Genomic DNA, 24,897 nt, shown 5'->3' with positions numbered 1-24,897 from the left:
TTTGCGAAACGGCCTTTTCATAGGGTAAAGCGCCATAGTACAATGATTCCTGACAGCCCGCTTACGGGCAATGACTCATATAGAAAGACAAGGGGAATCAGGGTATGGAAACGGTACAGGCTTTGCTGTTTGATCTTGACAATACGCTCATGGACAGAGACTACACCTTTCGAAGCTTCAGCACGCAGTTTGTCTCCCATTTTCTGGGCCATTTGGACCCGGACCGGCAACTGGAAATTGTGGAAGATATCATTATCAGGGACGCTGACGGGTATCGGGATAAGGATGGTTTCTTTAGAGAGCTGAGCGAGGTTCTGCCTTGGCGGGAATCCGTATCTGCTGAAGATATCCGCGCTTTCTACGACTTGAATTATTCCAGTCACGGCGCGCTGATGAAGCATGCGGTGGAATCGCTCGGCTATCTTCGGGAGCGGGGTTATGCGATGGGTCTGTTAACGAACGGAAAAAGCGATATCCAGAACGCAAAAATCGATTTGCTCGGGCTGCGTGGCCATTTCAAGAGCATTGTCATTTCCGGCGAAGCCGGGATAAGCAAGCCGGACCCCGCCATCTACCGCCTGGCTCTGGACAAGCTGGGATACGGCTCGGAAGAGACCGTGTTCATCGGGGATCATCCCGTGAACGATATTTGGGGAGCGGGACGCGCCGGTATGAGGGGCATTTGGCTGCGCCGCAACCATTCGTGGGACGACAAGCTGGATGTGCAGCCCTGGAAGACGATCGATGAGCTTCACGAACTGCCGAGCATTTTATAATTGGGCGGATTTAAGGGTTGACAGCGGGCTGTCCTCCCGTTTATGATGGCACCATATATTACCGGAAGGAGAGGATGTATTATGACAGTTTATACGGCTTGGGTCTTGTCGGTTGTTACTGCTCAGGATACGTGTCTTCCGGGAACAGGCTGCGATCGTGGTATAGACGACGCAGCATAAGCGCGCATGTTTCGTATGCCTTTAGCGCCGCCGGGGACCGTATCGGTTCCGGCGGCTTTTTGCTTATGCGGGTAGACTCCAAACGTCTGCCCGCATATGCGCGTGCGCAGCGGCCAGGCGTCCAGAGGACACCGCCGCAGCACGCCAGGTTAGGCAGGCTAAGCAGTCTCTTTAGTTAAGAGACCTTGCCTGTCCCCGCCCGCCGGAACGTAATGGTTCCGGCGGGCTTTTTTGCGTCCAGAACGCATTAAGTCCAAGGCATGCAGTGCGGTTCCCGCAGAGAAAATGAAGGATTTTGCAAAAAGAAAAATAATTTAATGGAGGTATCGCATGACGATACGGCAATACGGATGGAATGAATATTGGATCAATCAATGGAACGGCATGGCAGGGCAAGCAGCGGACAGAGAGTCTCTTACTCCCGGGCGGGTTGTCGGGGACTTCGGAAGCAAGTACCGGATATTGACGGAAGATGGAGAACAGTGGGGAGAACTGTCGGGCAGGCTGCGGCACTCGCTCGAAGCTTCCAGCGGCGAATATCCAGCTATCGGGGACTGGACCGTGGTCAAAAAAGCGGAGGGAGGACATGTTATGATCCATGGCGTGCTTCCCCGCCGCAGCGTGATATCCAGAAAGGCGGCCGGAACGCAGCCGAAAGAGCAAATCGTAGCCGCCAATGTGGATACCCTGTTTCTGGTCAGCGCGCTGAATGATGATTATAATCTCCGGCGAATGGAAAGGTATCTCATTATGGCCTGGAACAGCGGCGCATCACCAGTTATTCTGCTGACCAAGGCGGATTTGTGCGATGATCCGGGGGCCAAAATTGCGGAGATGGAAATGGCGGCCCCGGGAGTTCCCGTACATGCGGTCAGCGCACATACCGACTGCGGACGCGAAGCTTTACTGCCCTATATCGGTGAAGGACGGACGGTCGCCCTGACCGGGTCCTCGGGCTGCGGCAAATCGACAATGGTCAACTGGCTCTGCGGGGCCGATCTTCAGCTTACCCAGGAAGTGAGGGAGGATGACAGCAGAGGCCGGCATACGACGACACGCCGCGAATTGTTTCTGCTGCCAGCCGGTGGGGTAATCGTCGACACCCCCGGGATGCGGGAGCTTCAGTTGTGGGAAGACGAAGGCGGGCTGGATCTCGCATTCGCCGATATTGCGCAGCTCGCGGCGCGCTGCCGGTATGCGGACTGCCGGCATGAGCGGGAGGAGGGCTGCGCCGTCCTGGAGGCTGTGGACAGCGGCGAGCTTGAGGAGAAACGGCTGCAAAGCTACCATAAGACTCAGCGGGAGCTTGTGTATCAAACCGCCAAGGAGGCCAAATCCAAACGGAAAGGCGGAGCGGGCTCCGGACAGAAGGCGGCGTCCTCACGCTCCCGGAAATATGGCTGGCGGCGGGATCTGGAGGATTAAGGTAAAGCTATTTGGGGCTGCACGGAGATAAACGGCCGGATAAAAAAATATGTCGTATGATGTTCAAATTTTTTTGCGAAACCTATTTTAATGTCCGAGGTTTGTCTCCCTCTACATATTTGAATGAGGGCATTGTTTTGCCGGACGTTCATCAATATTTAGAGTACATGCGATTTGATAAGATATTTCGTGCTTAAAAGGGAGCTTCAACAGTGATTCGGGACGCCAAACGGCCCGTTTGAAAAGTAAATAGCCGGGTTATATAGGGGATACAAGGCGAGTAGGAGATGTTTTCCCGTACTCTCTGCAGACTATAAAAGGAGAGATTGACATGTCCATTGACCGTTTTATCATCAAAAAATTGGACAACTGTCACGAGCAGACGAGAATCAATTTGGTGAAACTGTTTCAGCTTCGGATTCAAAAGGCGGAAAAGGCGGAGAATAACGGCAAGAAGACCGGATGATTTCAGCTAAAAAAGCCCAAAATAAAAAGCATCTTCCTCGCGGGAGATGCTCTTTTGCTAGTTCGGAGGATTGTCCGCCGCCAGCATTAATAGAGGGACAGTGCCAGAGTATCGTTCTCGCTGTAACTGTGCAAAATGGCCTCAGAGCCTTTAATTTCAATACTAATCAAAGAGTTTAAACATTTCTTGAGGGCATTTTTGCCTTTATTGATTTTGAGTTCCAGCGTGCTTGTCAGGATTCTGAGCACTTTTTGAGTCGGCTGCTTATTTTCCGTAGTAAAATATACGGGTACGGGCTTGTTTTGGAATGTAATCATCATTTTCATTAGAAATCACCTCGTTACAGTTATTTCATAATATGAATATTACCCTTCGTTTCTTAATTTTACCTTAAAATTAGCTTATGATAACATAAAGATTGCTAGATATTCACCCGGAAATGAGAGGTTTAACCCCCAAATCCGGCAACCGGAAGGAAACGATTACAGTGAACGTTGATGAGTCGAAGCAAATATCCCGCTTCCTGATGCCGGAAGACTTGGAGCAGCATCTGGAGCAAGAGCTGATTGAGCTGCCGGAAGATACGGATCGGATCTGCCGCCTGCACTATACAAGCGGGGACATTGAGAATGATCTGTTCATATATGTACATATGGATAAAATAATCGCTGTATGCCAGGAGACATCGAAGTCCTTCTGCTATGATTTGAAGGATTGCGAATGCCAGAAGGGGATGTGCGCCTTTCTGCTAGGCGGCATTTCACTCCCCGAACAAATAAGCGGAGAGAGTCCGGCGCTTCTGATGTCGAGATATGAATATGATGAAATCAGGAGAACATCGGACTCCTGCTCCCTGCAAGAATTGCGCCGGTATGTTGAACTTGCTACGGGTGACTACCGGCAGTCCGCCAGATTCGCCAAAAGCGTAAAATGCCGGCAAACATCAGGAGAGCTGAGGATCTGCTCTAGAAGCGGCCGAGGCTGGTCCTTTCAGTACGCATCCTTTTTCGCCGACCATTCCTGCGGATGGCTGCTTCGCATGAGCTGCGGAGATGAGGATTGGCTGTCGGCGACGCCTGTCGGCAAGAAGCAATTCTGCGATGCCTTTCTGGAGTGGCTGCTGCACTTGAATCCGTTTACTTCCTCGTAGAGTGACCAACCTCTGCATCATCACCGGCAGTTTTGGTCTCCGTCTCCGTCCTAACCACGCTCTCCTCGGAACGAGCTTCTTTTCAGTTCGTCAAACCCCACTTTTCCTCATAAAAAAAGGTTCGCCATGGTATCCCGGCAGGGAATGCCATGGATTTCCACTTCCTGCTGATCTATGCCCACAATCGCGTTATTACCCGAATCTTATCCTTTTGCGGCGACATCTTTAACCAAACCATAGGCATCCGCATATATTTAAATAATCCCGCTGGGCGGGGCATTTGCTTCGAAGCGGTTCAGGTAAAGAAGGGTAGACCCTTTGGGAGAAAGGAGAGATTCATAAGTTATGGGCAGAACAACAAGACTGGCGGCGCTGCTGCTGGTGATCGGCCTTTCCGTCTCGCTGCTTGCCGGCTGCGGCGGCAAATCGGAGACTGTTAAGGTAAGGGTGGGCGAAGTTACCCGCTCCGTCTTTTACGCTCCGGAATATGTGGCGCTGTCGCAGGGATTTTTCAAAAAGGAGGGGCTGGATGTTGAGCTTCAGACCATTCCGGGCGGAGACAAGACGATGACGGCGCTGCTATCTGGAGCGATCGACGTTGCGCTGGTCGGGTCGGAAACGTCGATCTACGTATATCAGCAGGGATCGGATGATCCAGTGATCAATTTCGCCCAGCTGACACAAAGAGACGGCACCTTCCTGTTCGCTCGTAAAGACCATCCGAATTTCAATTGGAGCGAACTCAAAGGATCGACATTTCTCGGCCAAAGGAAGGGCGGCATGCCGCAGATGGCCGGAGCGTTCACGCTTAAGAAGAAGGGGATTGATACGGCTGCCGATCTTAAGCTGATCCAAAATATCGACTTTGCAAATATCGCCAGCGCGTTTGCTTCGGGAACCGGGGACTACGTGCAGCTGTTCGAGCCGCAGGCTTCGATCTTTGAACGCGAAGGACGGGGTAAGGTTATCGCTTCATTCGGGGTTGAGAGCGGTTATCTGCCGTACACGGTATTTATGTCCAAGAACAGCTATATCGGGAAAAACAGCGACACGGTGCAAAAATTCACCAATGCGCTGCAAAAAGCCCAGCTGTGGGTGAAAAAGCACAGTCCCGGGGAAATCGCTGACGTGGTATCGCCTTACTTCGAGAATACGGACCGCGACATCGTTGTTTCGGCCATTAAACGATATAAGGATCAGGATACTTACGCACAGAATCCGGTTATCGATGACAAGGAATGGAATAATCTGCTTGATGTGATGGAAAATGCGGGAGAACTGAAAGAGCGGGTGCCGGCAGGGAAGATTGTGAATAACACATTCGCCGAGAAAGCACAGTCTACTGCGGAGAACGGCGATTAAACCCGCGCACTAACATCCGGGATGCCAAGCGTAAAGGAGGGATTATGCATGCCGCCGGTTGTGGAATTAAAGTCGGTCACGCACGCCTACCTGGGCGACAGGGAAGCTTCCCTTGCGGTTGAGGATCTGAATCTTGAGATTGAACAAGGCGAGTTCGTCAGCCTGGTCGGACCGAGCGGCTGCGGGAAAACGACGCTGCTGTCGATAATAGCCGGACTGCTGCAACCCTCGCGTGGCGAAGTGTTTGTGAACGGACGCGCCGTGAGCGGTCCTGCTCCGGAAGTCGGCTATATGCTTCAGCAGGACTATCTGTTCCCATGGCGCAGCATCCTGGACAATGCGCTTCTCGGCCTGGAGCTGACCGGACGTCTGGACGAAGCGGGACGGCGGAAGACGGCCGATCTCCTCGCGGATATGGGACTGAAAGGGACGGAGCAGTCCTATCCGAACCAGCTCTCAGGCGGAATGCGCCAGCGGGTCGCGCTCGTGCGGACGTTGGCGACCGATCCGGGCCTGCTCTTGCTTGATGAGCCGTTCTCGGCTCTGGATTATCAGATCAAACTCCAATTGGAAGATTTGGTGTCGGAGACGCTGCGGCAGCGCAAAAAGACGGCGGTCCTCGTTACCCATGACTTGTCGGAGGCGATTGCGGTCAGCACCCGGGTCATTCTCTTGGAGCGGAATCCGGGCAGAATCCGCCGGGTGTTCGATATTCCGGTGCAAATCGCGGATACACCGCCCTTATATGCAAGGGATCAGCCTGGATTTGCCGAGCTGTTCCATGCGCTGTGGAAGGAAATGGAGCTTGCGGGCACAGCTGCTGACGTGGCAGGGAAGACAGAAGGCTAGAAATAAAGGGAGGGAAAGCTTGTGAAGGCGACGGGAGCGGAACATACAGGAATCGCGGCTTCCCGTTCGGAATGGCTGCGCAGCCGCCATGATGAGTTCAAGCGGGCGAAACGGCTTCGGAAGAGAGCGGTGCTCGGTGTCCAGGGTATACTTCTCGCGCTGTTTTTCGCGCTGTGGGAGGCAGCAGCCAGATTGGGCTGGATCGACCGACTGCTGTTCAGCTATCCGTCTAAAGTGTTTCAGCAGATCTATGCTAATATGGTTGACGGCAGTTTGTGGCATCACTTGGGGGTTACTGTAGGGGAGACCGCCGCCGGATTCGTGCTTGGCACGCTTCTTGGCACGCTGCTGGCCGTTGCGATCTGGTGGTCCCCGTTTTTGTCCGCGGTGCTTGATCCTTATATGGTTGTGTTCAACAGCATGCCGAAGGTGGCGCTCGGCCCGATCTTTATTGTCATGTTCGGCGCCGGGTTCACCGCTATCGTGGTGACTACGCTGTCCATTACGATTATTGTCACGACGCTGGTCGTTTACAACAGCTTTTGCGGGGTAGACCCCAATCTGGTCAAGGTGGCAAGATCGCTGGGCGCGAACCGGACGCAAGTTTTTTTCAAGGTCATCCTACCGTCTTCGTTTCCGGCCATCGTCTCCACGCTGAAGGTGAATGTCGGCATGTCGTGGGTGGGCGTCATCGTCGGCGAGTTTCTTGTCGCGAAATCGGGGCTCGGTTATCTCATTATATACGGGTTTCAGGTCTTCAATTTCACGCTCGTAATGTCCAGCCTGATTATTATCGCCTTTGTCGCCACCGCCATGTATCAACTGGTCGTATACATTGAGAAGGTGCTTCTGTCCCGGCGGTGAGGCGCCCTGATAGTATTGTGTGTTTTCAGAAAATCAAGTACCATGAAATTTATCAGCAAACTTTAAGCGTTCGAATCAGGTGCGGCGAAAGCGGTGGGGTCATACCTGAGAATCGAAGCAAGTTTTGCTTCAAATATAAGACAGTATAAGCTTCAGAACTTATCCTGGGCCTTATATTTTGACGAGAAACGGATGCCATCCTCTTCCAGAGGACGGCGTAGCCGTTTCTTCTTAGCATAACTATTAAAGCGGGGTAATTTCATGGGGTTTCGCGTTGTTAAGACGGCGGCGGCGACGCTGCTGTCTGTTTTATTGGCCGCGGCGGCGGGTATTCCGAATGCGCAGGGCGCCGGACTGCTGGCCATTCTGGGTGTGGAGGTTACCCGGAAAAGAAGCGTAAAGACGATCACGGCACGCTTTTTCGCCTCACTGGTCGGTCTCTTGGTAGGTTGGGTACTGTTCATGATTTTCGACTTCCATTACTGGGTGCTTGGGCTCTTCGTTCTGTTCAGCTTCCCGCTGATCGTCCGCGCAGGCTTTAGAGAAGGAATCGTTACTAGTTCGGTTATCGTCTTCCGCGTGTTCGGACAAGCCGAGCTAAACCTGGATGTACTGATCCAGCAGGTGGAATTGCTTGCGATCGGGCTCGGGTCCGCCGGATTGGTCAATCTGATTTACATGCCAAAAAGCAGTGAAATGATGTACGGGATACGCCGGGAGGTGGACGGGCTCTTCTCCATTATTTTCAAGCAAATTTCAAGTACGCTTCATGATCCGCTGTATGTATGGGACGGCAAGGAGCTGATCCAGGCGGGCAGCGCGGTTCAGCGCGGCCTGACGGCTGCGGCAAGGGAAATGGAGAACAGCGTCATTCATCCGGACGAAGCGTGGAACGTTTATTTTTACATGCGCAAGGAGCAGCTGGAATCGATTCAGAATATGATTCAGCTTCTGTCCCATGTCTATCATCATTTGCCCCATGGTGAAATGGTAGCCGAACTGTTCGAGCAATTGAGCAGCGATGTGCTGAATGAAGAGTACACGGGAAGAACGGAGAAGCTCCTGAACTCGCTGGAGCAGCAGTTCCGGGAAATGAAGCTGCCTTCGACGCGCGTGGAATTTGAGGTCCGCTCAGCCATTCTCCAGCTCTGCCGGGAGCTTACGCTGTATCTTAAGATTGCCAAGCAGTACAAAGCGCCAATCGTCGCCGGACAGCAGATGCCTCATCGGGATTCGGTAGCGGGAAGACGGTAGGGGACGCTTTCACTATCCTTTATTTTCTATTTTCTGAAAAAACGAAAGAGACGGCTTTGCTTTCCCATATGGGAGGCAGTCGTCTCTTTTTTGGTCTAAAACATGAGAAAAACGCCGAAAACGGGAGTATGCGCTCATTTATCAAAATCGTCAACTTATCCAAAAATAGTTGTCACCCTGGGCCTTTGCCCTGCATACACTTGATAGTGAATGATTGTATGGAGGAGGTTCAAAGATGTCATTAGGCCATAAACGCCAAACAAGGGAGATCATTACGAAAGCAATTTGCGGCAAGGGTCGTAAGTTCTCCACCGTAACCCATACCGTGACTCCGCCACATCATCCGACTAGTATTTTGGGGGCTTGGATCATCAACCACCAATACGAAGCGGTTGCCGCCGGAAACGGAATTGAGGTAATCGGTACTTACGATATCAACATCTGGTACTCGTACGACAAGAACAAGCAAACCGAGGTGGCGAAAGAAACGGTTTCCTATGTGGAGCCGATTTCGCTCTCGTACCTCGACCCGAAGCACCGGGCTTCCACCATAGAGGTTTCTGCGGAGGCAACGCAGGAGCCGAACTGTGTGGAAGCGGGGGTAACTTCGGGCGGGGGCAGCGTAACAATCCGGGTCGAACGCGAGTTCGAGGCGGAGCTGGTGGCTGAAACCAAGCTCCGCGTATATGTCAGCGACCAGGATAGCGACCCCGAAGACAAGGATTACGACTTTGAAGCTGAGGGCTTCGATTACGAGGACCTCGATCCCGACGCGCTGGATGATGAACTGTAAGGACGGTGCGCCGCCGCCAGGGTAGAGGGTGGCTTCACCGGACCGTGAGACCGGTGGGCCGAAACCAAAATCGGATATAGTCCATTATATGTACCGGGGGCGGCGGCGTAGAGGGCGGATGCCCTCCTTTTTTTGCTTTTTTTTAGGCAGGTGGGGGAGGCGCCTTCCGTATGGACTGCCGCAGCCCGGCCGTAAAATGGATGGATATGAACCTTGCGCTTCGGGAGGGTTGAATATGAACGATGGGTCCGATGTATATCATGCTTTGACGCCCGAAGGCAGAGAGCGGCGGCTTCGGCGCAGCGGAATTGCGGCTTCCCTTGTCTTCGGAGGGGGAACCCTGTCCACGGCTGCCGGCAACCGGCCCACAGAGACAGGAATACTGGGCCGAGGCGTGTCCGGGACGGCGGCTTCGGCGAAGGAGCATTACCGCCAGCGCTACCTGGTCAAGGTCTACAATCTGACTCCGCTGGAAATCACGCCCTTGGGCGCGGGGCGGGGAATGAAGTCCGCGGCGGCGGCGCTCACGGCCCGGCCACGCCCGCGCTCCTCTTCGGACCGCGTGAGTGCAGAAGGCCCTGCTGAATACGCCCGGCTTCCCTTTCTTGAGCGGGGAAGTCTGCCGAAGCGGCTGGGCAGACTTGCGGCCAAAGCGCTGTACTGTCTGGGGCTTGACAGCGGAGAGGTGCTGCTTGCTGCCCAGGGAGAGCGGCGGTATACGGTGGAGGGAATCATGCCGCTGGAATCTACATCCAGCGGTGTGATTCCGGAGCCTTACCGCTCGGCGGAGGCTGCGCTGCAGCGAGCACTAAAGAGGGAACGGCCCGGGCGGCCGGACCTCGTCATGGGCATGGACCCGGAGTTCCTCCTGCTCCGGGATTCCACCGGCCGCGTCGTGCCTGCGTCGCGGTACCTGCCCGCGGACGGCGTCGCCGGCTGCGACGCCGGACCACCGGGAACGCGCGGCGCGTTCCCGGTGGCGGAGCTGCGCCCCCGGCCGCGCGGGGAACCGCGCGCGCTGCTGGCGCAGCTGAGGTCCGCCGCCATGGAGGCGGACCGGCTCATTGCCGACCGCAGCATAAGCTGGCGGGCGGGCGGCATGCCGCTGAGGGGCTGGGCCCTCGGCGGGCATTTGCACTTCAGCGGCGTCACGCTGACGGCGCCGCTGCTGCGCGCGCTCGACAACTACCTCGCGCTGCCCATCGCGCTGCTGGAGGACGCCCGGGCCGGAGGCCGGCGCCCCCGTTACGGCGTGCTCGGCGATTTCCGGCTCCAGCCGCATGGCGGCTTCGAGTACCGGACCCTGCCGAGCTTCCTCGTGTCCCCGGTCGTCGCCCGGGGCGCGGTCACGCTGGCTCACCTTATCGTGAGCCATTACGAGGATCTGCCGCTGCGCCCGCTTGACCGCGAGGACCTTCACGCCGCGTATTACAGCGGCGACAAGCCGCCGCTGCGCGCCGCGTTCGCGCCGCTGAAGGCGCAGCTCCGGGCGCTGGCCGGCTACGCTGCGGCGGCGGATGCCATCGAGCCGCTGCTGCGCCATATCGACGCGGGCCGGAGCTGGGACGAAACCCGTAATGTCCGCCGGTTATGGTGCGGAGAACAAGCGCCCTGAACCGGCGCTTTTTTCTATGCCGTCCAGCGGCTGTGAATCCGGATGAGCGGTGTGCATCAGGCTCTATGCGAACTCTTTCGATTATGTTAAGATACTTTGCGCGCCGAATTTCACTGTGGTGGCAGGGTTTCGTCCATATGATGCAGCGCGGCGTGAATGGTCAAGGGATCAATATTTTCTCGTCTGAGTCTATTTCTTTCCTTAGTAAAGCAGCAAGAACCTAGTACCGTTACGCCCCGTTCAAACTGTCTATCCGCTTAAGCTTAGCGGGACGGTTTCTGGTATAATAGAGGATAAGCATGATAAGGCCTGGAGGTTTACGATGGCAAAATATACACCGATGATCGAGCAATATTTGAAAGTGAAGGAAGGGGCGAAGGATGCCTTCCTTTTTTTCCGGCTTGGCGATTTTTATGAAATGTTTTTTGATGATGCCCTGCTGGCTTCCAAGGAACTGGAAATTACACTGACCGGCCGGGAAGGCGGGGGCAATGAGCGCATTCCGATGTGCGGGGTCCCTTACCATTCCGCCGAGGGCTACATACAGCGTCTTATCGAAAAAGGATATAAAGTCGCGATTTGCGAGCAGCTTGATGATCCCGCAACAACCAAGGGAATGGTCCGCCGGGATATTGTGCGGGTAGTGACCCCGGGTACGGTTATGGAAGGCAAAGTGCTCGCCGACAAAAGTAATAACTATTTGGTCTGCGTCACCGAACTTGCCGGAATGACGGCGCTGGCCGCCTGCGATCTGACGACAGGAGAGCTGTATGTAACCTCTTCGCCTACGGGGGCGGACACGCTGCGCGGTGAAATCGGCCTATATGAGCCGGCGGAAATTATCGGGGACGGGACGCTGCTTGAAAGTGTCCGGGCGGGAACGCTTCCGGGAGACAAGCCGGTCGTCTATACACCCTGGGAGAAGAAGAACGAAGTGCTGGCGCGTAGCCAGTTCGGTGAGGCGGCCTGGGCGCGGCTGGAGCGTGAGCGGGCCGAGTGCCTAGCGCTGCTGATCTCTTACCTCAGCGAAACGCAGCGGCGATCCCTGGGACAGCTTAGTCAGATCTCCTCCTATGAGCCAGGGAATTATATGATTCTGGATCCCTTCACGCGGCGTAATCTGGAGCTGACCGAGACCGTGCGTGAACGCTCCAAGAAAGGCTCTCTGCTCTGGCTGCTCGACCGCACGGAGACATCCATGGGCGCCCGGCTGCTGCGGCGGCGGATCGACAAGCCGCTGCTGCACCGCTCCAAGGTCGAGCGGCGTCTGGAGGCGGTAGACTATTTGTATAACCAGTACATCGTCCGCGAGGATTTGCGCCTGGCCCTGAAAGGAATTTATGATCTGGAACGTCTCACTGGACGCGTTGCGTACGGCAGCGCAAACGGCCGTGATCTGAACGCCTTGAAGCTGTCGCTGGCGCAGATCCCGGCGCTTAAGGAGCAGTGTCTGGCTTCGGGCTCGTCCACGCTGCGAGAAATCGGCGAGAGGATTGACGAATGTGCCGATCTTCACGAGGACATTGAACGGGCTATTGTCGACGATCCGCCGGTATCCGTGCGCGACGGCGGGCTGATTCGGCCCGGCTACCACGCCCGGCTGGACGAGCTTAGAGAGGCAAGCAGCAGCGGCAAACGCTGGATTGCCGAGCTTGAGGCAAAGGAGCGCTTGGCTACGGGAATCAAGTCACTGAAGATCGGATACAACAAGGTCTTTGGCTACTATATCGAAATTACCCGTTCCAATCTGGCATCCCTGCCGGAGGGGCGGTATGAGCGCAAGCAGACGCTCGCCAATGCGGAGCGTTATGTGACTCCCGAATTGAAAGAGAAGGAAGCCCTGATTCTGGAAGCGCAGGACAAAATGACCGATCTCGAATACAGCCTGTTCAGCGAGCTGCGCGAGCGGTTAAGCTCACAGATTCCAAGACTGCAAAGTTTGGCGGAGAAAGTGGCCGAAATCGACGTGTACCAGAGTCTCGCGGCGGTCAGCGCGGAGCAGCGTTTCGTGAAGCCGACGCTGACCGAAGGCTATGACTTGAAGGTTGAAGGCGGCCGCCATCCAGTCGTTGAAGCGGTGCTGAAGGATGCTTCCTTTATCGCCAACGGCAGCAGTCTCACACAGGACGACGGCAGAATTTTATTGATAACGGGTCCGAATATGGCGGGAAAAAGCACCTATATGCGCCAGGTGGCCCTGATCTGCATAATGGCGCAGGTGGGATGCTTCGTTCCGGCAGATAAGGCGGAAATCCCGGTCATCGACCGGATTTTTACACGAATTGGAGCGGCGGACGACCTGATCGGCGGCCAAAGCACCTTTATGGTCGAGATGGCCGACATCCAGCTCATGACCGACAAAGCGACGCCGCGCAGCCTGATTATTATTGATGAACTGGGCCGGGGGACCTCGACAAGCGAGGGAATGGCCATAGCCCAGGCGGTTATCGAATATGTGCATCACCATATCGGCTGCAAGGCGCTTGTATCGACGCATTTTCATGAGCTGGCTCATCTGGAGGACAGCCTGAACGGCCTCCGAAATTATTCTATGGCGGTGCAGGAGAGCGGTGATAAGGTGAACTTCCTGCGCAAGCTGATCCCCGGCGCAGCGGACAGCAGCTATGGCATCTACTGTGCGCGTCTTGCAGGGCTTCCCGGCAGCATCATCGACCGCGCTTACGGACTGCTGCAGCATATCGAGCATTCTTCTTCAGCTAATGCTCCTGCAGAACCTGTTTCCCGGCCCGAGGCTCGCGGCGGCGGCGAACCGGCATCCGCAGGTTCCAAGGCCGTAGACATTAGAGAAACCGCCGGTGTAGCTGAAGCTGCCCGTGAGACCGTTCTTGGGACGGCTGCCGAATCAGAGGTTTACTCGGCAGCCCGTCCCGGTATGAACGTCTCCTCCCATCCGGAAGGCAACCTCAGCGTTTCCGAGGCCGCCCGCCGGGAGACAGCAGTGCATTTAGCCGACCGCGTGGAAGAAGAAAGCGGCGTAGTACAGCTCTCCATCTTCGGTGATGAAGAGCCGAGGCGCGGCCGCAAGGCGGCAGCAAGTCATCAAGGCCATTCAATGGCCGACGATATTATGGCTGCGGTCAGCGGAGCGGATCTGATGAACATGACGCCGCTGCAGGCGATGCAATTGCTGAATGACTTGAAGATGAAGATCAAAATGAAATAGAGCTTAACCGAATCGGAGGTGAACGTAAATGGCCAAAATCCATGTGCTGGATGAGCATATCGCTAACCAGATTGCCGCAGGGGAGGTCGTAGAGCGGCCGGCTTCGGTGGTGAAAGAGCTAGTTGAGAACGCTATTGACGCGGGCAGTACCCGGATCGAAGTGGCTGTAGAGGAAGGCGGGCTGCAGAGCATCCGGGTCAAGGATAACGGATCGGGCATTGAAGCGGAGGATTGCGAGACCGCCTTTTACCGCCATGCGACGAGCAAAATTGCGAACGGGCGAGATTTGTTTCAGATTACCAGTCTTGGCTTCCGGGGGGAGGCACTGCCCAGTATCGCCGCCGTGGCTAAAGTTTCCTTGCTGACCGCGAGCTCTGACGACGGCAAAGGAAGGCTGCTTGAAATTGAGGGCGGCAAATTAACGGTGAATGAAGATGCTGCCCACAGCCGGGGAACGGAGATGAACGTTAGGGAGTTATTTTACAATACCCCGGCGAGATTGAAATACATGAAGAGCATCCAGACCGAACTGGGCCATATCTCCGATGCCATGTACAGGACGGCACTCGCCCATCCAGGTATTTCATTTACACTGCATCATAACGGCAACCAACTGCTGCATACGCTGGGCAACGGCGATCTTCTTCAGGTCATTGCCGCCGTCTACGGCACTTTGGCCGCGAAAGCCATGCTGCCTGTGCTGGCGGAAGATCCGGACTACCGGATTTCAGGGCTTGTCAGCCGCCCGGAATGGACGCGGTCCAACCGGAACGCGGTCACGACGATTGTGGGCGGGCGTTATATTCGCAGCAATGGGCTGAACGCTGCCATTATGCGCGCTTATCACACGCTGCTGCCGATTAACCGCTATCCGCTGCTGGTGTTGAAGCTGGATATGCACCCTTCGCTAGTGGATGTCAACGTGCACCCGGCGAAATTGGAGGTCCGCTTCAGCAAGGAGACTGAGCTGTATCAGTTCGTGGAGCAGGAAATTCGCAAGGTCCTGCTCGGCGAGAACTTAATTCCGCGCCCCGGCAGAGAAACAATCGGGCCGAAGGGCAGCACATCTTTCATTCAGGAGCAATTTGCCTTTCCGAAGGCTTCGCCGAATTCCGCAGCGGCGGACGGAATGCCGAAGATAAGCCCGGACAATCTTGGTTTAACTGCAAAAGTGGGAGCGGGCGAATCTGTGGGTAACCGCGAAGGGCGGATGGTTCCTGGAAGCAGTCCGGGACAAGCGGGCGCCCGGCGCAACGAGAGTCCATATTTCAGCCCTGGAAGCGCGGCCAGTGCCCCTGATCCTGCCGCCTCACGGGCATCGGTTTCCTATGAAGCGGACGGTTCATCCTTGACACGCGGGAAAGGCCGGGATGCAGTTTATCCAGACCGCCCGGCTCCACAGTCTCAGCTGCGCGACGGAGCGGCATACGGAGGAGGATATCGCTCCGATTCCAGGGCGGCTTCCCGTCCGGCCCAGACCTTGCCGGGAACCGAAGAGCTGTGGGCTCCAGCCGGAAGCGAGACTGCAGGTCTGCCGCCATTTCCCGAGCTGACTTATATCGGCCAACATCACGGCACTTACATTATTGCCCAGAACGATGAAGGGCTGTATTTGATCGACCAGCACGCTGCTCACGAGCGTATCAATTACGAATACTATTACGAGAAATTCGGCCGCCCGGCGGAAGCCTCGCAGGAACTGCTGCTGCCGATTACGCTGGAGTTTACTCCAGCGGAGAGCAAGCTGCTTGGCGAGCGCCTGCAGTGGTTCGAGCAGGCCGGCGTCTACTTGGAGCCTTTCGGCGGCCAGACGTTTCTGGTGCGTTCGCATCCCTACTGGTTCCCGAAAGGGGATGAGAAAGAGATTATTGAAGATATGGCGGAATGGGTGCTGGGCGAAAAGAGCATCGACCTCGCCAAGCTGCGGGAAGCATCATCCATTCTATGCTCCTGCAAAGCATCGATCAAGGCGAACCAGAAGCTGACCGAACAGGAAGTGGAGAGCCTGCTGTCCCGGCTGTCGGCCTGCCGGCAGCCTTATACTTGCCCGCACGGAAGACCGATTGTCATCTCTTTTTCAGCATACGATCTGGAGAAGCTCTTCAAAAGGGTAATGTGATAAATAATGAATGTGATTAATTTTATTACGCAGATTAAGTAAACGGAGGCACCATGATCATAACTACGGGTGATCGCCCGCTAACCGAGGTTGCCGCGCGTGCCGAGAGGCTGGCGGAACGCCTCGATGTTCCCTACGTACCGCGCGGCAACCTATCCATGAAAAAAATTTTCTCGCGTTATGGAGGCGACGAGGTTCTCGTTGTGCTGCTGGAGGGAGTAAGACTGCTGCGTCCGGATCGTCCGCAGCTTCAATTTCATCCCAGCATGGGATTTGTACGCGCCAAGAGGGTATTGAAGGGTGAAGGAGACCCAATGCTGGATTCGGCGGGAATGGCTTCCGGCGACAGTGTGCTGGACTGCACGGCAGGACTGGGCTCCGACTCTCTATTGTTTGCGGTGCGCGGAGGAGAAGGGTCCTGCGTTACCGCGCTGGAGAGTTCCCTGCCGCTCTACGCCCTACTGGCGGAAGGGATGGCTAGTTACACTTCCGGAATAGAGGAAGTGGACACAGCGCTGCGCCGGATCAACGTTGTTAACAGCGACCATCAGAGCTACCTGGCGAACCTGCCGGACAGCAGCGTGGACATCGTGTATTTCGATCCGATGTTCCGCGAGCCTCTGGAGGATTCGGCGGCGATTTCTCCGCTTCGCGCATACGCCAACAGAGCTTCGCTGTCCCTGGAAAGCGTGCTCGCAGCGGTTCGGGTCGCACGCAAAGCAGTGGTGCTGAAAGAGAAAAGAGGCAGCGGCGAGTTCAGCCGGCTCGGGTTCGAGGAACAGCTTCGCCCGGGGGCCAAAACATCGTACGGGGTGATCCGAATTGACCAAAGAAGCTAAACCGAAGGTGCTGGTGCTGCTCGGCCCCACCGCGGTCGGCAAGACACGACTCAGCCTTTCGATCGCCGAGGCATACAATGCGGAAATTATATCCGGCGATTCGATGCAGGTATACCGCGGTATGGATATCGGAACGGCCAAGATCAAGCCATCCGAGATGGAAGGGATCCCACATCATCTGATCGATATCCACGATCCGCAGGAGCCTTACTCGGTCGCTGAATTTCAGAGTGAAGGCAGCAGGCTGATCCGCGAGATCTCCGCCAAAGGCAAGCTGCCGTTCATTGTAGGGGGCACGGGCCTTTATATTGAATCTCTCTGCTACGGCTTCCACTTCTCCGAGGCAGTAGCCGACGAGGCATTCCGCACGGAAATGGACCGGTTTGCGGAGGAGCATGGCGCGCTGGCGCTGCATGGGAGGCTTGCCGAGGTGGACCCGGTAAGCGCAGCCCGGCTGCATCCGAATGACCGGCGGAGAATTATCCGCGCGCTCGAGATTTTCCGGCAGACCGATACACCGCTGTCTGAGTCCCCGGCGGCCAAGAAACCGGAGTCTCCCTATGACCTTTGCCTCATCGGTTTGACAATGGACAGGCAAATACTATATAAACGTATTGAAGAGCGAATCGACGAAATGCTGGCGGAAGGGCTGGTGGAAGAGGTTAGGAGTCTGATGGACCGGGGCTGCGGCAGAAACCTCATTTCCATGCAAGGGCTCGGTTACAAGGAGATCGCTGCCTATCTTGAGGGAGAGATGACACTGGAAGAATCGGTGGTGCTTCTTAAGCGGGATACGCGCCGTTTCGCCAAAAGACAGCTGTCATGGTTTCGCCATATGAAGGATATTCAGTGGATCGACACCTCTGACGGCGGAAACTTTTCCGGGAATTTTGCGAAAATACGTGCTATAATAGCAGGAAAGTTTCTTTCAGGTCTTGAATATACTTCTGAACAATCTAATTGAACCATTGGGGGTACGGCATATGAACAAGTCCATTAACATCCAAGATACGTTCTTGAACCAACTTCGCAAAGAAAATATCCCTGCTACAGTATATTTGACCAACGGCTTTCAAATCCGGGGAATCATTAAAGCGTTCGATAATTTCACGATCGTGATCGACAGCGACGGACGCCAGCAAATGGTGTACAAGCATGCGATCTCAACATTTACTCCGCAGCGCAGCGTATCCTTGATGCAGGACAACGCTTCCGAAGAATAATTTCCGCCGCCGAGGGCTTATGCCAATACGCCAGAATGTGTTCGAAGCGAAACCTTTTTGCTTATGATTCGTTTGAATAGAGGGTGAGAGAGCAACCTGAATAAGGTTGTTCTTTTCATTCAGAGACAAATAAAACTTATGACCTTTTTTAGGGGAGTAGGAGGCAACATGTCGAACGACGAGATACTTCGGTCGAACCGTCACAGAAAAGGGGGAGCCGGACAACCGCCCAAGCCCAAAAAGAAGAAAAGGCTGACCCGCAAGCGCGTCTTGTGGACTCTGTTTTTTACAACGGCTTTAGCCATCTTTTGCGCGCTTGGCGGCTACCTGTTCATCACGATCAACGGGGAGAAGCTGCTTAATGAGAACGAGGGCAAGCTGACGGTCAACCCAACAACCAAGATTTATGACCGCAACGCGAATCTGATGGGGGAGCTGTCTTTGGAAAAGAGCGAGCCCGTCGACAGCAAGCAGATTCCAGACATTATCAAGAATGCTTTTATCGCGACGGAGGACAAACGGTTTTATGAGCATAGCGGGGTCGATCTATGGTCGATCGGACGGGCGGCCGTCAAGGACGTGGTCGCACGCAGTATGGTGGAAGGCGGCAGTACGATTACGCAGCAGCTGGCCAAGAACATCTTTTTGACACGCGACAAAACGTTCTTCCGGAAAGCAACGGAAATGTCCATCGCCATGGCGCTTGAGCGTCAGAGAACAAAAGATGAGATCATTACGCTTTATCTTAACCGGATCAACTTTGGCGGCACCGTGTACGGCATCAAGGCCGCGTCGGAGCATTATTTCGGAGTGAATGACCTGAGCCGGCTGAAGCTGTGGCAGATTGCAACGCTGGCGGCGATGCCCAAGGGTCCTTCCCGCTACAACCCTCTCCGTAACCCCGAGCTTTCCAAGGAGCGCAGAGCGGTAGTGCTTCAGTTGATGTACGAACAGGGGTATATTACCCAGGAGGAAATGAACCAGGCGAAGGATATCAACTACAACTATAAGCCGCCTACGAAGAAGCAGCGCTATCAGGCTTTTATCGATTATGCGATCGACGAGGCCGAAGACAAATTCGGTCTTACCGAAGACGATCTCAACATTGGCGGCTACAAAATCTATACGACCATGGACAAAGATGCGCAGCAGACGGTCGAGAGCGCTTTTGCCGACAGCGACAATTTCGAAAAAAGCGTCGACGACGAGCCGGTCCAGGCTTCAATGGTCATTATCAACCAGGAGAACGGCAGTATTGTCGCTCTTCTCGGGGGACGTAATTACGAGAAAAAGGGGTACAGTCGCATTACGAACAGCCGACGGTCTCCGGGTTCGTCGATTAAGCCGATCGTATCTTATGCCCCGGCAATCGAATCGGGCCAATTCTCGATGAGCTCGCAGATTAGCAATGAAAAGCAGTGCTTCGGCGATTACTGTCCGACCAATCTGCACGGTTATTCGTCTACCATCAGTATGAGCGAGGCGCTGACGAAATCGGAAAATATCCCGGCCGTATGGCTGCTTAACGAGATCGGGGTGGGTACAGGCTTCAATTTTGCCAAAAAAATGGGTATCGGGCTGCAGGATGACGACAGGAACTTGTCGCTCGCACTAGGCGGCATGGCCAAAGGGACGAATACGCTTGAGATGGCCCAGGCCTATACCGCGTTCGCCAACGGCGGTGAATTGAGGCAGGCCTATGCGATCAAATCGATCACGGACAGCACGGGAGAAACGGTCTATAAGGCGAATACGAACGCCGAGCGCGTCATGAAGGAAAGCACCGCTTATCAGATGACTGAGATGATGCAGGAGGTCGTGCAGAGCGGGACCGGTAGAAAAGCGAGAATCGACCGTCCGGTCGCGGGTAAAACCGGAACGACCCAGAGCGGTTACAGAGGCGTCGATTCCAACCGCGACGTCTGGTTCGTCGGCTACACGCCGGAGCTTACGGCAGCGGTCTGGATGGGATATGACAATCCCGACCGTCAGCATCTGCTCAAGAACAGCAGTCCGCTGGCCGCCGCATTCTGGGGTAAGGTAATGGAGGAAGTTGTAAAGAATTATCCGGAGAAATCGTTCCCGAAACCGGATAATATCGATATTCCGAAACCTTCTGAAGAGCCGGTGGATCAAAATGGGCCGGCCAGCGGGCTGACCGCCCAGTATGATTCCTCGACGGGAACCGTCAATCTTGCATGGACGCCTGTCCGGACTCCGGGCGCGGAATACCGTGTCTACCGTAAAGAGACATCGGAAGCGGATTTCAGTCCGCTGATCAATACGCTGACACCTAATGCTGCTGACCTAAGCGCCATGGCCGGTCTTACCTACGAGTATTATGTTAGGGTATATTATCCGGATCAGGGAGTAGAAAGCGATCCTTCCAATACCGTATCGGTGCTAATAGAGGGCGCTGAACCTTCGGTTGAACCGTCGCCTTCGGTCATTCCTGAGCTGCCTACGGCTACGCCTGAAGGCGGTGGCGACAACGGTGCCGGCGGCACTCCGGCCGAACCGAGCCCGGATAACGGAAATGGCGGCGGCAATAGCAACGGTAATGGCAATGGCAATGGCAACGGAAATGGCAATGGTGGTGGTAACGGCAATGACGGCGGTAACTCGGGCGCTCCGGCAGAGCCGAGCCCTTCGCCGGCACCATCTCTTGAGCCGCCCGCAAGTCCTGCGGGGGCAGCCGTTCCGGGAGATGGCAGTGATCCGGCTGCTGCCGCAGGAGACGGATCGGTGAACGAAGGAGTTCCGGCGCAATAGCAGGGGACTTTGTCTTAGTAACGCCGCTCAGGCAGTCTGGACCTTCAGTTAGTGATGGTTGGTCCGGGCTGCCTGAGCTTTTCTTTTTATACAGCCCCAAGGTTTTGAGTGCGACTCCTAAATGTGGTAAGCTGAAGACACCATAATGGAGAGGGTTATTATATGAAACGTAAATTCGGAGACCGGGCCAACTGGCGCCGGATTACGCGCCGTGGGTTTGCCTGCCGCTATGTGGAAAGCCGGGAATTCAGCGGATACATCACCCTTTACACGATTTACGGATTGAAGGAGCCGCTCTGGAAAAGCTACGGCCGGCATACATACCGCATTGCGGACAAGGGCTATTCGTGGCTGCAGTATTTTCCAAAAGACAGTCATTATATTGTTACGGCAATGTTCGATGAAAGGCAAAATATCATCCAGTGGTATATCGACACCTGCAAGGTTCAGGGAGTAACGGATCAGGGGGTGCCCTGGTTTGACGATCTCTACCTGGATGTAGTGGTGCTGTGGAACGGAGAGGTGTTCTTGCTGGATGAAGATGAGCTCGAAGAGGCGCTTGAACGGGGAGATATTTCAGACAGCGATTACAATTTGGCCTGGAATACCGCCAGAAGGATACTGCAAAGCATTGACGCGCACGCCTTTCCTTTTTTCACACTGTCTCTAAAGCATCGCTCCGAGCTGTTTCATCACGGGGAATTCAGGAGGAAATTTTAGATGCAAAGGTATGTTGGAGACTCGTCGCCGATTCGCAGCAGTGCGGCGGGCCGCCGGAAATGGCTATTCAAGCGGATTATGGTGTTTACAACTGCCGTTCTGCTAATTGCCGGTATCATCTGGAGTACTTATGTGCTGATCATCATTAATCGTGCGGAGACAACGACTCCAATGAAGAAGGCGGATGCCGGCATTATTCTCGGTATGGCGATGTGGGGCGATGAGCCCAGTCCCGGGCTTAAGGAACGCCTTGACTGCGGTTTGAAGCTGTATAAACAGGGCGTTTTTACTCATTTTATCGTAAGTGGCGGGCTTGATAAACCGGGATATCGATATACGGAGGGCCTGGGAATGCGCAATTATCTGATTGCCGGGGGCGTTCCGGACAGTGCGATTGCCGTGGAGAACAAAGCGACGTCAACCTATGAGAATCTCCTGTTCAGCCGGGAAATCATGCAGCGGGAGGGCTGGTCCACGGCTGTGGTTATCACCCATACTTTTCATGGCCGCAGAGCGCTTGAGGTTGCAGAAGCACTCGGGTATTCCAATCCTGAGCTTGGATTAACCGATTCTGAGACGATGTCGATGGCAAAATATAAGACAAGGGAAATATTGGCCTACACGAAATGGAAGATTCAGCAGACGATTGGGGCCCATTAAGGGAAAATGCCGAATCTGCTAATAACGCCTGGACCTTGGGAATAGACTTGAGTAGAACACTCAGCCCTAAGTAATGAGGTGAACCCATGAACATACGCAGCGCAGCTTCAAGCGGGCGGGATGAAGGCAGACCATCGCGGCAAATCAACATTGTATTGCGTAATCACGAAACACCGGCTGTGAGCGGAACATCGGCGATCAGCGAATCGGCATCTCCCAAGAACAATGCCCAAATCGGTCTTTTCCAGGAGATCGGGGGAGAATTGGACGCGCTGGTAGGTCTGGACAATATTAAGGAACTTGTATTCGAGATATACGCACTGCTTCAGGTTGCCCAAATGCGCAGTGAAGCGGGTCTGGCAAGCGGCGGCCAGGCTTACCACATGGTGTTTAAAGGAAATCCGGGCACCGGCAAGACGACAGTGGCGCGTATTGTTGCCAAACTGTTTCAGCGGATGGGCGTGTTGACCAAAGGACATCTTATCGAGGTGGAGCGGGCCGATCTTGTAGGCGAATATATCGGGCATACCGCGCAGAAGACCCGGGATCTCGTCAAAAAAGCGCTTGGCGGCATTCTGTTCATCGATGAGGCGTACAGCCTGGCTCGCGGCGGCGACAAGGATTTCGGCAAGGAAGCGATCGATACGCTTGTCAAATCGATGGAAGACCACCGCAGTCAGTTCGTGCTTATTCTGGCTGGATATTCCAGCGAGATCGATTATTTTCTGATGAGCAATCCGGGTCTTCCATCCCGCTTTCCGATCCAGGTCGAGTTCCCGGATTATACCATCGACCAGCTTCTGCAAATCGCCGAACTGATGGCGAAGGAGCGTGATTACATTTTGATGCCGCAGGCGATACTCAAATTAAAGCAGCATTTGATGCTGGAGAAAGATGAGAGCCCGCATGCCTTCAGCAATGCGCGCTATGTGCGCAACGCGATCGAAAAAGCGGTACGCAGTCAGGCCGTAAGGCTGCTTAATCAGTATGAACATAACAGTCCAGGCAAGCAGGAGCTTATGATCCTGCGAACCGAGGATTTCAAACTTTAAGTCGGTTCCCAGGGAACAAATCAGCTAAGAAGAAACGGCTGCGCCGTCTTTTAAGGACAACGGGCGCTTTCTAGCCTGCGATACTAGTATCGTTATAAGGGCAGCCGTTTCTCGTAAAAAATATAAGGACAATGATAGAAGTGCGCACAGCACATAAGTTCTTATATTCCGCAAAAGGAGAATGCATATGGCGACTACGACGCATGAGACAAATACAGAAATACAGGACCGGGCGATTCTGGTAAGCCTTGTGACCGATGAGGTCAAACGGACCGGGATTGATCCCGAATATTCACTTCAGGAGCTGGTGCAGCTGGCGGAAACCGCCGGCGTTGAAGTGCTTGAAGTGCTGCGCCAGAATAAGGAAACGCCGGATTCCAAATGGTTCATCGGCAAAGGCAAGGTCGAGGAGCTTCGAATGGCTGCGGATGGACTGGGCGCCAATACGGCGATTTTCGATCAGGAGCTGTCGGGCGCCCAGGTGCGAAACCTGGAGGAAGCCCTCGACCTGAAGATCATTGACCGCACACAGCTCATTCTGGATATCTTTGCCGGCCGGGCGAAGACCCGTGAGGGCATTATCCAGGTGGAACTGGCCCAGTTGTCTTACCTGCTGCCGCGCCTGTCGGGACATGGTAAGAACCTGTCCCGTCTGGGTGGCGGCATAGGTACAAGAGGACCTGGCGAGAGCAAGCTGGAGACGGACCGCCGGCATATCCGGGACCGGATCGGTGAGCTGAAGCGCCAGCTTGATGAAGTGGTGAAGACGCGGAGTCTTCACCGCGAGCGGCGGCGCAAGAGCGGAGTGGTGCAGGTGGCTCTCGTCGGCTATACGAATGCCGGCAAATCCACACTGCTCAAGCAGCTGACCGATGCGGACGTGTACATCGAGAACCAGCTGTTCGCTACACTGGACCCGACATCCCGGCTGCTCGAGCTGCCGGGCGGAAAAAGCATTGTGCTGACAGACACAGTTGGCTTTATCCAGAATCTTCCGCATGATCTGGTTGCCTCATTCCGGGCGACGCTTGAAGAGGTTAACGAGGCCAATTTGGTGCTGCACGTAGTCGATGCCTCTTCCCCGATGCGGGAAGATCAGATGGAGGTTGTGGAATCCATATTGGAAGACCTTGGCGCGGCAGAGAAGCCGCAGGTTGTTCTGTTCAACAAGAGCGATCTTTGCCGGCCGGAGCAGCTTGAGATGCTGCCCGGGGGTCCGGGCTTTATGAAGGTCAGTGCCTTTAATCCGGAGGATCTGGCCCGTATTGCGGATACCATCCAGAACGAGCTGGCCGGTGATACGTTAAGCTTCCGGATTCCGTCCAGCCGGGGCGATTTGACTTCCCTCCTGTATCGAGTTGGCGATGTGCTGGATCAGTCCTTCGAGGAGAACGATATCCTCTACAGCGTACGGGTGAACAAGGACGATTATGAAAAATGGGGCTATATGCTGGCCGAGTTCGTGGATCAGGCAGGCCGGGACTAATAGCTCGAAATTAGCAGGGAAGCTATAATTAGCCAATCCCCAGGGATATTATCACTTAATTAACAATAGCATCCTATTTTGCAGTTTTATAAGCGACAGCCTTCTGCC

The 24,897-nt window shown here is 54.8% G+C and carries 22 protein-coding genes; 21 read left to right on the top strand and 1 reads right to left on the bottom strand.

The genetic code is table 11. The features are described from left to right. Positions 1-104: 104 nt before the first annotated feature. From KP014_RS19260 to KP014_RS29145, 4 genes are all read left to right on the top strand, one after another. On the top strand, positions 105-776 hold the full coding sequence (locus KP014_RS19260; protein WP_036589788.1) for an HAD family hydrolase: 672 nt from the start codon (positions 105-107) through the stop codon (positions 774-776). Positions 777-850: 74 nt separating this feature from the next. Beyond that, complete coding sequence (locus KP014_RS19255; protein ID WP_139210534.1) at positions 851-1,135, top strand: hypothetical protein; 285 nt, start codon at positions 851-853, stop codon at positions 1,133-1,135. A 151-nt stretch (positions 1,136-1,286) separates the two neighbouring features. Continuing rightward, positions 1,287-2,381: a ribosome small subunit-dependent GTPase A gene (gene rsgA, locus KP014_RS19250; RefSeq protein ID WP_090833737.1), complete on the top strand. Its 1,095-nt coding sequence runs from the start codon at positions 1,287-1,289 to the stop codon at positions 2,379-2,381. Between the two features lie 331 nt (positions 2,382-2,712). Further along, positions 2,713-2,847 (top strand): hypothetical protein, encoded by a 135-nt coding sequence (locus KP014_RS29145; protein ID WP_281426417.1) that lies wholly within the window; start codon positions 2,713-2,715, stop codon positions 2,845-2,847. 86 nt (positions 2,848-2,933) lie between these two features. On the opposite strand, the gene KP014_RS19245 is transcribed toward KP014_RS29145, so the two are convergent. Next, positions 2,934-3,173 (bottom strand): hypothetical protein, encoded by a 240-nt coding sequence (locus KP014_RS19245; protein ID WP_036600280.1) that lies wholly within the window; start codon positions 3,171-3,173, stop codon positions 2,934-2,936. A 113-nt stretch (positions 3,174-3,286) separates the two neighbouring features. Between KP014_RS19245 and KP014_RS19240 the strand changes: the two genes are divergently transcribed. From KP014_RS19240 to hflX, 17 genes are all read left to right on the top strand, one after another. Continuing rightward, positions 3,287-3,997, top strand: coding sequence for a hypothetical protein (locus KP014_RS19240; RefSeq protein ID WP_139210533.1), 711 nt, complete (start codon positions 3,287-3,289; stop codon positions 3,995-3,997). Between the two features lie 345 nt (positions 3,998-4,342). Continuing rightward, positions 4,343-5,359 (top strand): ABC transporter substrate-binding protein, encoded by a 1,017-nt coding sequence (locus KP014_RS19235; RefSeq protein WP_090833735.1) that lies wholly within the window; start codon positions 4,343-4,345, stop codon positions 5,357-5,359. 48 nt (positions 5,360-5,407) lie between these two features. Further along, positions 5,408-6,208, top strand: coding sequence for an ABC transporter ATP-binding protein (locus KP014_RS19230; protein WP_051499529.1), 801 nt, complete (start codon positions 5,408-5,410; stop codon positions 6,206-6,208). 75 nt (positions 6,209-6,283) lie between these two features. Continuing rightward, complete coding sequence (locus KP014_RS19225) at positions 6,284-7,072, top strand: ABC transporter permease (RefSeq protein ID WP_425517285.1); 789 nt, start codon at positions 6,284-6,286, stop codon at positions 7,070-7,072. A gap of 261 nt (positions 7,073-7,333) precedes the next feature. Then, positions 7,334-8,326 carry an aromatic acid exporter family protein gene (locus KP014_RS19220; protein ID WP_036599808.1) on the top strand — a complete coding sequence of 331 codons (993 nt, stop codon included), beginning with the start codon at positions 7,334-7,336 and terminating at the stop codon, positions 8,324-8,326. 235 nt (positions 8,327-8,561) lie between these two features. Further along, on the top strand, positions 8,562-9,119 hold the full coding sequence (locus tag KP014_RS19215) for an outer spore coat protein CotE (RefSeq protein WP_036599806.1): 558 nt from the start codon (positions 8,562-8,564) through the stop codon (positions 9,117-9,119). 28 nt (positions 9,120-9,147) lie between these two features. Further along, the gene (locus tag KP014_RS19210) at positions 9,148-10,734 is read left to right on the top strand and encodes a putative amidoligase domain-containing protein (protein WP_139210532.1); all 1,587 of its coding nucleotides are present in this window, start codon (positions 9,148-9,150) and stop codon (positions 10,732-10,734) included. 322 nt (positions 10,735-11,056) lie between these two features. Next, on the top strand, positions 11,057-13,918 hold the full coding sequence (mutS, locus tag KP014_RS19205; RefSeq protein ID WP_090833733.1) for a DNA mismatch repair protein MutS: 2,862 nt from the start codon (positions 11,057-11,059) through the stop codon (positions 13,916-13,918). Positions 13,919-13,946: 28 nt separating this feature from the next. Next, positions 13,947-16,037: a DNA mismatch repair endonuclease MutL gene (gene mutL, locus KP014_RS19200; protein WP_036587550.1), complete on the top strand. Its 2,091-nt coding sequence runs from the start codon at positions 13,947-13,949 to the stop codon at positions 16,035-16,037. Positions 16,038-16,090: 53 nt separating this feature from the next. Beyond that, positions 16,091-16,876: a class I SAM-dependent methyltransferase gene (locus KP014_RS19195; RefSeq protein ID WP_090833732.1), complete on the top strand. Its 786-nt coding sequence runs from the start codon at positions 16,091-16,093 to the stop codon at positions 16,874-16,876. Further along, positions 16,860-17,840 (top strand): tRNA (adenosine(37)-N6)-dimethylallyltransferase MiaA, encoded by a 981-nt coding sequence (gene miaA, locus KP014_RS19190; protein WP_036604833.1) that lies wholly within the window; start codon positions 16,860-16,862, stop codon positions 17,838-17,840. The genes KP014_RS19195 and miaA overlap by 17 nt, the downstream gene beginning before the upstream one ends. A 19-nt stretch (positions 17,841-17,859) precedes the next feature. After that, complete coding sequence (gene hfq / locus KP014_RS19185) at positions 17,860-18,099, top strand: RNA chaperone Hfq (RefSeq protein ID WP_025335243.1); 240 nt, start codon at positions 17,860-17,862, stop codon at positions 18,097-18,099. Between the two features lie 168 nt (positions 18,100-18,267). Continuing rightward, on the top strand, positions 18,268-20,871 hold the full coding sequence (locus KP014_RS19180; RefSeq protein WP_090833731.1) for a transglycosylase domain-containing protein: 2,604 nt from the start codon (positions 18,268-18,270) through the stop codon (positions 20,869-20,871). Between the two features lie 162 nt (positions 20,872-21,033). Continuing rightward, positions 21,034-21,591, top strand: a complete 558-nt coding sequence (locus KP014_RS19175) for a ribonuclease FAU-1 family protein (RefSeq protein ID WP_036591788.1) — start codon at positions 21,034-21,036, stop codon at positions 21,589-21,591. Beyond that, entirely contained in the window at positions 21,592-22,251 is a 660-nt protein-coding gene (locus tag KP014_RS19170; protein ID WP_036591790.1) for a YdcF family protein, read from the top strand. 86 nt (positions 22,252-22,337) lie between these two features. Beyond that, on the top strand, positions 22,338-23,303 hold the full coding sequence (locus tag KP014_RS19165; protein WP_036591793.1) for an AAA family ATPase: 966 nt from the start codon (positions 22,338-22,340) through the stop codon (positions 23,301-23,303). 187 nt (positions 23,304-23,490) lie between these two features. After that, positions 23,491-24,789: a GTPase HflX gene (gene hflX / locus KP014_RS19160; protein WP_036591796.1), complete on the top strand. Its 1,299-nt coding sequence runs from the start codon at positions 23,491-23,493 to the stop codon at positions 24,787-24,789. The last annotated feature ends 108 nt before the right edge of the window (positions 24,790-24,897 follow it).

Origin of the sequence: Paenibacillus sophorae, from assembly GCF_018966525.1 — a bacterium.
Lineage (GTDB): Bacteria > Bacillota > Bacilli > Paenibacillales > Paenibacillaceae > Paenibacillus_AQ > Paenibacillus_AQ sophorae.
This window is presented reverse-complemented; position numbering and strand designations above follow the sequence as displayed.